A 7,122-nucleotide genomic window follows, 5' to 3' on the forward strand; every position below is an offset into this window, starting at 1 on the left:
CGCAAGCTCGTTACCGCTCCACAGTCGCCTCCCAATGACTACACGCCGTGTTCGGATGCCTACTTTGCTTCCCCTCTAGCGTGCTGCGCACACGACGGGTAAGCAGTGCGGCCTCACGGCTACCGGGGACTAACCGCCTCGGCTTTCAGCCTTCCATGGCGGTCAGCGTAGGTCCAATCAGACTGTTCTCACAAGGGAGGAATTTTCCTGAAAAAAAGAAAACCGCTGGCAACGAGCGTACGCCCGCTGCCAGCGGTTTCTCAGCGATAAAGCCACTAGAGCTGCTTACTCTTCGGCAGCAGCTACGGTCAGCTTCAGGGTCGCGTCCATGTCGGTGTGCAGGTACAGCTGCACCTCGTACTCACCGGTAGTGTGGAAAGGACCTTCCGGCAGACGCACTTCACGCTTGGCCAGCTCAACGCCGGCTTCGGTTACTGCGCTGGCGATGTCGGAAGTACCGACAGAACCGAACAGACGGCCCTCGTCGCCGGCCTTGCGAGCAACGGTGACGCTCAGCGCTTCGATCGCGGTCTTGCGTGCTTCAGCTGCAGCCAGCACTTCTGCCGCCTGCTTCTCGAGTTCCGCGCGGCGTGCTTCGAACGCGGCTACGTTATCCTTGGTAGCGGCAACAGCTTTGCCGCCGGGAATCAGGAAGTTGCGGCCGTAACCCGGCTTCACGCTTACCTTGTCTCCCAGACCACCAAGTTTATCTACTTTTTCCAACAGAATGACATCCATCGTATTTACCTCTGAACAGGTGTTATATCTTCAGCTCGTCTCTCCAGGTCCGTTTTTGTCCTGGAGGCGTACCCTAAAATCAAACCAAGCATCTGCGAATCCTGCCGCCGCCAGTGCGGTAACCGCATGGGGCATGGCAAATACCAGCAGAAAATATATTCCTACCAGCCATCCGCTGTTTGCGCCCAGCTTGCCCAAAACGCCGTGGGCAAGTGAAAGGCCCTGCAGAAACCAGGCCGCCAACAACAACATGGCGACATAATCTGCAAAAGCGCCGAGGTCGGCCACGCCAGTCTGGAACAGCAGCACCAGCAGCGTGATGATCGCAAGGATCCGTGGCATCCTGAGCTGGTGGAACTCCGCTTTGAACCCGCCGGGGTTGTAAAGCATTGCCTGCCACCAGCGCGCCATGAACAGCGACGCCATCACCTGCAGGATAAAACCGGCGGCCACGGCACCAGGCACCCACCTGGCCATAACCTCTGCCAGTTCCTGCCGTCTGCTCTCCTCCACCATCTGCGCTTCAACCAGCGACTGGGTAAAAGGTTCCAGCAGACTGCGCCATTGCGCTACCGGGTCCTGCCCTTGCAGGTACTGGGCAACAATGACCAGCAGTCCCAGAAACAGCACCCCCTGCATGGTAATGGCCAGGGAGCGGCTGTATCGCAACAGCGTTGCCGCAAACCAGATCGATAACCACATGAGGAGGGAAAACCCGATAACGGGGGTTGCAGCTCCCCAGGTCACATAGGCAAGCCCGGCACAGGTCAAACCTGAAATGATTACGACGGTAAAGCCGTAACCCGGACCGTTGCGCAGTGTGACCAGCGCTACTGCCGCAGAACTCAGAATACTCGACGGGGGCAGCAGGAGCGACAACATGGCCAACACCGTGGCCAGCATCACCGCCTCAAACCTGCCCCGCATCACCAGTGATGCCAATGCCCGCATCGTGCTCTTCCGGCAGCTTCAAACAGCAGCTAAGGCACCATCAGGTGCCCAGGCAACACCAACAGATCAGTGACTGTCGGTGTAAGGCAGCAAGGCCAGGTAACGGGCCCGCTTGATGGCCGTAGCCAGCTGACGCTGGTATTTGGCCTTGGTGCCCGTAATACGGCTGGGCACAATCTTGCCGGTTTCGCTGATGTAGGGCTTCAGCAAGTTGAGATCCTTGTAGTCGATCTCGGTGATGCCTTCAGCGGTGAAACGGCAGTATCTTCTGCGACGAAAATAACGTGACATGTTTATCCCTCACTAAATTCTGGATTAGACCGCCGAAACGGTCATGAACAGTACCAAAGCTTATTCGGCAGCCCCTTCTGAAGTCTCTTCAGCACAGGGTGCTTCTGCAGCAGCAGGTGCTTGTGCAGGCTCATCTCCGGCGGAAGCCCTGGGCGACTCTTCTTTGTCGTCAGTCTTAACCAGCGGAGAGGCTTCGGTGACAGCAGCTTTCTGTGCGATAACCATGTTGCGCAGAACTGCATCGTTAAAGCGGAATGCATTTTCCAGCTCTTCGAGCGCTTCGCTGTCGCACTCGATGTTCATGAGCACGTAATGCGCTTTGTGCAGCTTCTGGATCGGATAAGCGAGCTGGCGGCGACCCCAGTCTTCCAGGCGGTGGATGGTGCCACCTTTGCCCTCGATGCTCGAACGGTAACGATCGATCATACCGGGAACCTGCTCACTCTGGTCCGGATGGACCATGAAAACAACTTCGTAATGTCTCATTGTATCCCCTTACGGATTAATACAGCCTCCCGCATAGTGCGGTGAAGCAAGGGTACGGCAAAGGAACACCTCCCGTGCCAGGAAGCTGCGCATTCTACATCGCCAGGAAACGCCTTGCAACGGGGAATTTCTTTTTTGTACTAGAGGGTTAGGAGCCGAAAAGGGGGCAGGATATTCCCCGGCTTTGGGAACGTCAGGATGATCTGCGCTGGCGCACCGCTTCGAAGAGACAGATCCCCGCCGCCACCGAGACGTTGAGACTCTCCACGGAGCCGGCCATGGGCAGTTTGACCAGTTGGTCGCAGGCCTCCCGGGTGAGGCGGCGCATGCCCTTCTCCTCCGCCCCCATGACAATGGCCAGGGGTCCCTTGAGGTCCACCTGGAACAACTCGTCATCCGCCTCGCCGGCGGTACCCACCAGCCAGATACCGAGCTCTTCGCTCAACCAGCGCAGAGTTCGGGCCAGGTTGGTTACCTGTATAAAGGGTATGGATTCCGCCGCCCCGCAAGCCACCTTGCAGGCGGTGGGCGTCAATCCCGCAGAGCGGTCCTTGGGGGCAATTACGGCATGCACACCGGCCGCGTCTGCACTGCGCAGACAGGCACCCAGGTTATGGGGGTCCTGAACAACATCAAGAATCAGTAGAAATGATTTATCTTCAATATCTTGCAGCAGATTCTTCAAGTCCTTTTCAGATAGTGCAGCAGGTACCTCAGTACGCGCCACCACCCCTTGGTGATTGGCTCCAGGGACCAGTGCGTCGAGCTCTTCCCGGCTCACCTGGGCCACGCGCAGACCGGCGGCTTTGGCCAGTCCGATGACCTCCTTGATCCGACGATCACGGCGACGTGCCTCCACCCAGATCTCGAGCACCGAACCCGCACCGTGCTTCAGGGCTGTGCGTACACTGTGCACCCCTGCAACCAGTTGACCCTGGCTCATGACACCACTCCGGAAAATCGGATGACCATGCCCATTAACAAGGGATTACTTCCTGCTTTTGCGATGGCCACGCTTCGCGCCCTTTTTCTCTTTGCCCTTGTCCGACTTGCCGCTCTTTGATTTTTTCGGTTTCTTATCCTTCTTGGGCTTCTTCCTGGACTTATCACCCTCTTTCTTGGCCGGTTTTTTCCTGCCGGCGGTTTCAGTCCGGGAACCCGATTTATACTGCTTGGCCCTTCTGCTTCGCTTAGAACGGCTGCCTTCATCTTCTACTTCAGCGTTGCCATCCAGCACAAAATCGATCTTTCGGTCGTCCAGGTTGACCGCTGCCACCTTGATTTTCACCTGGTCACCCAACCGGTAGACCTGGCCGGTCCGTTCACCGGCGAGCCGGTGCCCTACCGGGTCGAAATGGTAGTAATCGTTGTCCAGGGCCGTGATATGCACCAGGCCGTCCACGTAGATCTCATCCAGCTCAACAAAGATGCCGAACGAGGTGACGCTGGTGATGATGCCCTCGAAAGACTCACCCAGCTTGTCCATCATGTACTCGCACTTGAGCCAGGAGATGGCGTCCCGGGTCGCCTCGTCGGCCCGGCGCTCCGTGGCCGAGCAGCTCTCCCCCAGGCCCTGAAGTTCGGTGGGAGAGTATTCGAACTCATCAGCACCCATGCCGTTGAGCTGGTGCTTGATTGCCCTGTGCACTACCAGGTCGGGGTAGCGACGGATCGGCGAGGTGAAGTGAGCGTAGGCAGGAAACGCCAGCCCGAAGTGACCGCTGTTTTCGGAACTGTAGACAGCCTGGGACATGGAGCGCAGCAGTACCGTCTGAATCAGGTGCCTGTCGGGACGATCCGCTACTGAATCCAGTAGATCTGCATAGTCTTTTGCGGTGGGTTTCGCACCACCACCCAATCCCAGGCCCAGTTCGCCCAGGAACTCCCGAAGATCAAGCAGCTTCTCTGCCTGGGGGCCGTCGTGAATACGGTAGAGACCGGGCTGTTTTTTCCTGAGCAGCAGGCAGGCCGCGGCGACATTGGCCGCCAGCATGCACTCCTCGATCAGCTTATGGGCGTCGTTACGGATCAGGGGCACCACCCGTTCCACTTTCTGTTCCTTGTTGAACAGGATACGCGTCTCGGTGGTATCGAAATCGATGGCGCCACGAACGCTGCGTGCCCCGTGCAGAACCTGGTAGAGCGCATAGAGCCCATGCAGGTGGGGCAATAGATCAGCATACTGCTCACAGAGCTTCGGCTCCCCTTCCGCCAGCATGTCGGCAACCTGGTCGTAGGTGAGCCTGGCGTGGGAGCGCATCACCCCCTCGTAGAAACTGGAGCGCGCGATCTTACCCTCCTTGTCGATGAACATCTCGCACACCATGCAGAGACGATCCACCTCGGGATTGAGGGAGCAGAGACCGTTGGAGAGCACCTCGGGCAGCATGGGAATAACCCGGCCAGGGAAGTAGACCGAGTTACCCCTCTGGCGTGCCTCCCGGTCCAGGGCCGTACCCGGCTCCACGTAGGCGGAGACATCCGCGATACAAACCAGCAGCTTCCACCCCTTGGGCTTGGCCTCGCAGTAAACAGCGTCGTCGAAATCCCTGGCATCGGCACCGTCTATGGTGACCAGGGGCAGATTGCGCAGGTCGACCCTGCCCTCTTTCGCTTCCTCGGGTACCTCGCCCCCCAGGCCGGCAATGGCGACCTCCACTTCTTCGGGCCACTCCACCGGCAGATCGTGGGTACGGATGGCCACATCGGTCTCCATGCCGGGTGCCATGTGGTCCCCCAGCACCTCCACGATTCTTCCAATGGGTTGGGTACGCTTGGTAGGCTGCTCAACGATCTCGGCCATCACCATCTGGCCATAACCAGCGCCCTGCCGATCAGCCTCGGGAACCACGATACCCTGGTTGATACGCTTGTTGTCCGGCACCACGAAGCCCACACCGGCTTCCTGGTAGAACCGTCCCACCACCTGGCGGTTAGCATGCTCCAGCACTTCCGCCAGGGCACCCTCTTTCCGGCCCCGCTGGTCGACACCCACCACGCGAACCACGGCACGGTCGCCATGCAGTACCTGGCGCATCTGGTGCGGGGTGAGGAAGAGGTCCTCCCCGCCCTCGTCGGGCTTGAGAAAACCGAAGCCATCAGGATGGCCGATCACGCGGCCTGCAATCAGGTCCTTGGCGTTGACAATACAGAAGGCGCCCCGGCGGTTTCTTACCAGTTGGCCGTCGCGCTCCATGGCGTTAAGCCGGCGGCGAAGCGCCTCGACATCCTGCTCATCACTCAGGTTGAGACTGACTGCCAGCTCGTCCCGCCACATGGGCACGCCCTGCTTCTCCAGTACGCCCAGGATGAACTCCCGACTGGGGATGGGATTATCGTACTTCTTCGCTTCGCACGTGCGGCGGGGGTCCTGCTCACGTGCTGTTTTACCCGGTTTCTTCTTTGCCACAAACTACTTCCTGATTTGTCATAGAATTTGCCTATTGTACCGTTGACAAGCAGGAAATGTCGCTGTAAAGTTCGCGACCTCTGAGATTGAACGCCCACACAGGGCTTGTTTGATCAAAGAAAAGCCGAGGTGGCGGAATTGGTAGACGCGCTAGCTTCAGGTGTTAGTTGGGGAAACCCAGTGGAGGTTCAAGTCCTCTTCTCGGCACCATATTAGCAAGCCCCTTAGTGATTGATTTCTAAGGGGTTTGCAACCTCTCTCTTCTCTCCACGTCTCTCTTCTAACCTCTACTACATTGGACTGCTACATCGCAGCCTGGTAGGCGGGGTAAATATGAGCGTAAAACTGCCGTCATATCTCCAGAGAAATCGCTTTGGAGTCTTCCACTTTCGTCGTGTCATCCCAAACGATCTGCGCAGCATTGTCGGAAAGCGGGAATTTCAGCGAACACTAAGAACGCACGAGACCATCAAAGCGATACCAATGGCTCGTATCCTCGCGTTACAGACTGACCAATGGTTTGCGGAGTTGAGAATGAGGAAAACCAAAAAGAGCTACCCTAAACCTGATTGTTGTACGGTTAAGTTCAGCGGACCTGAACTGTGTGTAGAAAAAGAGTTTAAACCTGAGGACTTCGCCGCCATGAGTGCTGCCGGTATGTCACCAGAGGAAATCTCATCACTCGTAAATGCTAACCCTCTCTTGCCAAATCAAGCCCCGGTGTTCACCCCCGTGCCTAAGCAGTCTCAGCCGCAAGGGACTGCACTCTCAGCGTTAATCAAGCGATACAACGATAACCGTATCGCAAAAAAAGGAGGAAAATGGCGAATCCCAAAAGGGGATAAAGCAAAACAGAGAAGGTTGATTGAGATTTTCGGGGATATTGATATTACGTTGGTAGAACCTGAAGATGCCGAGAACGTTCGAGAAAAGATCATGCTATTACCAGCTAACCCAGCTACGTTCCGGGGGCAGACAGTAGAACAAATTTTGAATACAAAACACGAGGAAACATTGTCGGTTAAAACCATAAAAGATCATATCGATCACTACAGTGTCATTTTTGATTGGGCAACAACTAAGCGACTTTACAAAGAGGCAAACCCTTTTACAGATGTTGCACCGGTAGATGACCGTACTAAGCACGAATTGAATCGCCCCGGGTTTGTCGGAGGGTCTACTTCTTGAGAGGATAGGCCTTATGACTAGAGGAAGAAGATATTCCCCGGAGTACCGGGAAAGAGCGG

General features: G+C 56.8%; 7 protein-coding genes and 1 tRNA gene. 2 read left to right on the forward strand and 6 right to left on the reverse strand.

The genetic code is table 11. From position 1 onward, the window contains the following. Positions 1-285: 285 nt before the first annotated feature. From rplI to rnr, 6 genes are all read right to left on the reverse strand, one after another. Positions 286-738, reverse strand: a complete 453-nt coding sequence (gene rplI / locus BOW53_RS11925; RefSeq protein WP_078488203.1) for a 50S ribosomal protein L9 — start codon at positions 736-738, stop codon at positions 286-288. Between the two features lie 30 nt (positions 739-768). Continuing rightward, the gene (locus BOW53_RS11930) at positions 769-1,689 is read right to left on the reverse strand and encodes a DUF2232 domain-containing protein (RefSeq protein WP_078488204.1); all 921 of its coding nucleotides are present in this window, start codon (positions 1,687-1,689) and stop codon (positions 769-771) included. Positions 1,690-1,755: 66 nt separating this feature from the next. After that, a complete protein-coding gene (rpsR, locus tag BOW53_RS11935) occupies positions 1,756-1,980 on the reverse strand; it encodes a 30S ribosomal protein S18 (RefSeq protein WP_078488205.1) in 225 nt (74 codons plus the stop codon). Between the two features lie 60 nt (positions 1,981-2,040). Then, complete coding sequence (rpsF, locus tag BOW53_RS11940; RefSeq protein ID WP_078488206.1) at positions 2,041-2,466, reverse strand: 30S ribosomal protein S6; 426 nt, start codon at positions 2,464-2,466, stop codon at positions 2,041-2,043. Between the two features lie 193 nt (positions 2,467-2,659). Further along, positions 2,660-3,409: a 23S rRNA (guanosine(2251)-2'-O)-methyltransferase RlmB gene (gene rlmB / locus BOW53_RS11945; RefSeq protein WP_078488207.1), complete on the reverse strand. Its 750-nt coding sequence runs from the start codon at positions 3,407-3,409 to the stop codon at positions 2,660-2,662. Between the two features lie 45 nt (positions 3,410-3,454). Next, positions 3,455-5,875 (reverse strand): ribonuclease R, encoded by a 2,421-nt coding sequence (rnr, locus tag BOW53_RS11950; RefSeq protein WP_078488208.1) that lies wholly within the window; start codon positions 5,873-5,875, stop codon positions 3,455-3,457. A gap of 123 nt (positions 5,876-5,998) precedes the next feature. On the opposite strand from rnr, the gene BOW53_RS11955 reads away from it, so the two are divergent. Next, positions 5,999-6,085: transfer RNA gene (locus tag BOW53_RS11955), tRNA-Leu, on the forward strand. 123 nt (positions 6,086-6,208) lie between these two features. Then, positions 6,209-7,063 carry a DUF6538 domain-containing protein gene (locus BOW53_RS11960; protein WP_078488209.1) on the forward strand — a complete coding sequence of 285 codons (855 nt, stop codon included), beginning with the start codon at positions 6,209-6,211 and terminating at the stop codon, positions 7,061-7,063. Positions 7,064-7,122 lie beyond the last annotated feature (59 nt).

It is taken from the genome of Solemya velesiana gill symbiont (assembly GCF_002020805.1).
GTDB lineage: Bacteria > Pseudomonadota > Gammaproteobacteria > Chromatiales > Chromatiaceae > Sedimenticola_A.

What these genes read in the sequence shown, in the direction of transcription:
- rpsF (WP_078488206.1), bottom strand. Translation starts at nt 2,466, where the DNA reads ATGAGACATTACGAAGTTGTTTTCATGGTCCATCCGGACCAGAGTGAG.
- rpsR (WP_078488205.1), bottom strand. Translation starts at nt 1,980, where the DNA reads ATGTCACGTTATTTTCGTCGCAGAAGATACTGCCGTTTCACCGCTGAA.
- BOW53_RS11930 (WP_078488204.1), bottom strand. Translation starts at nt 1,689, where the DNA reads ATGCGGGCATTGGCATCACTGGTGATGCGGGGCAGGTTTGAGGCGGTG.
- rplI (WP_078488203.1), bottom strand. Translation starts at nt 738, where the DNA reads ATGGATGTCATTCTGTTGGAAAAAGTAGATAAACTTGGTGGTCTGGGA.
- BOW53_RS11960 (WP_078488209.1), top strand. Translation starts at nt 6,209, where the DNA reads ATGAGCGTAAAACTGCCGTCATATCTCCAGAGAAATCGCTTTGGAGTC.
- rlmB (WP_078488207.1), bottom strand. Translation starts at nt 3,409, where the DNA reads ATGAGCCAGGGTCAACTGGTTGCAGGGGTGCACAGTGTACGCACAGCC.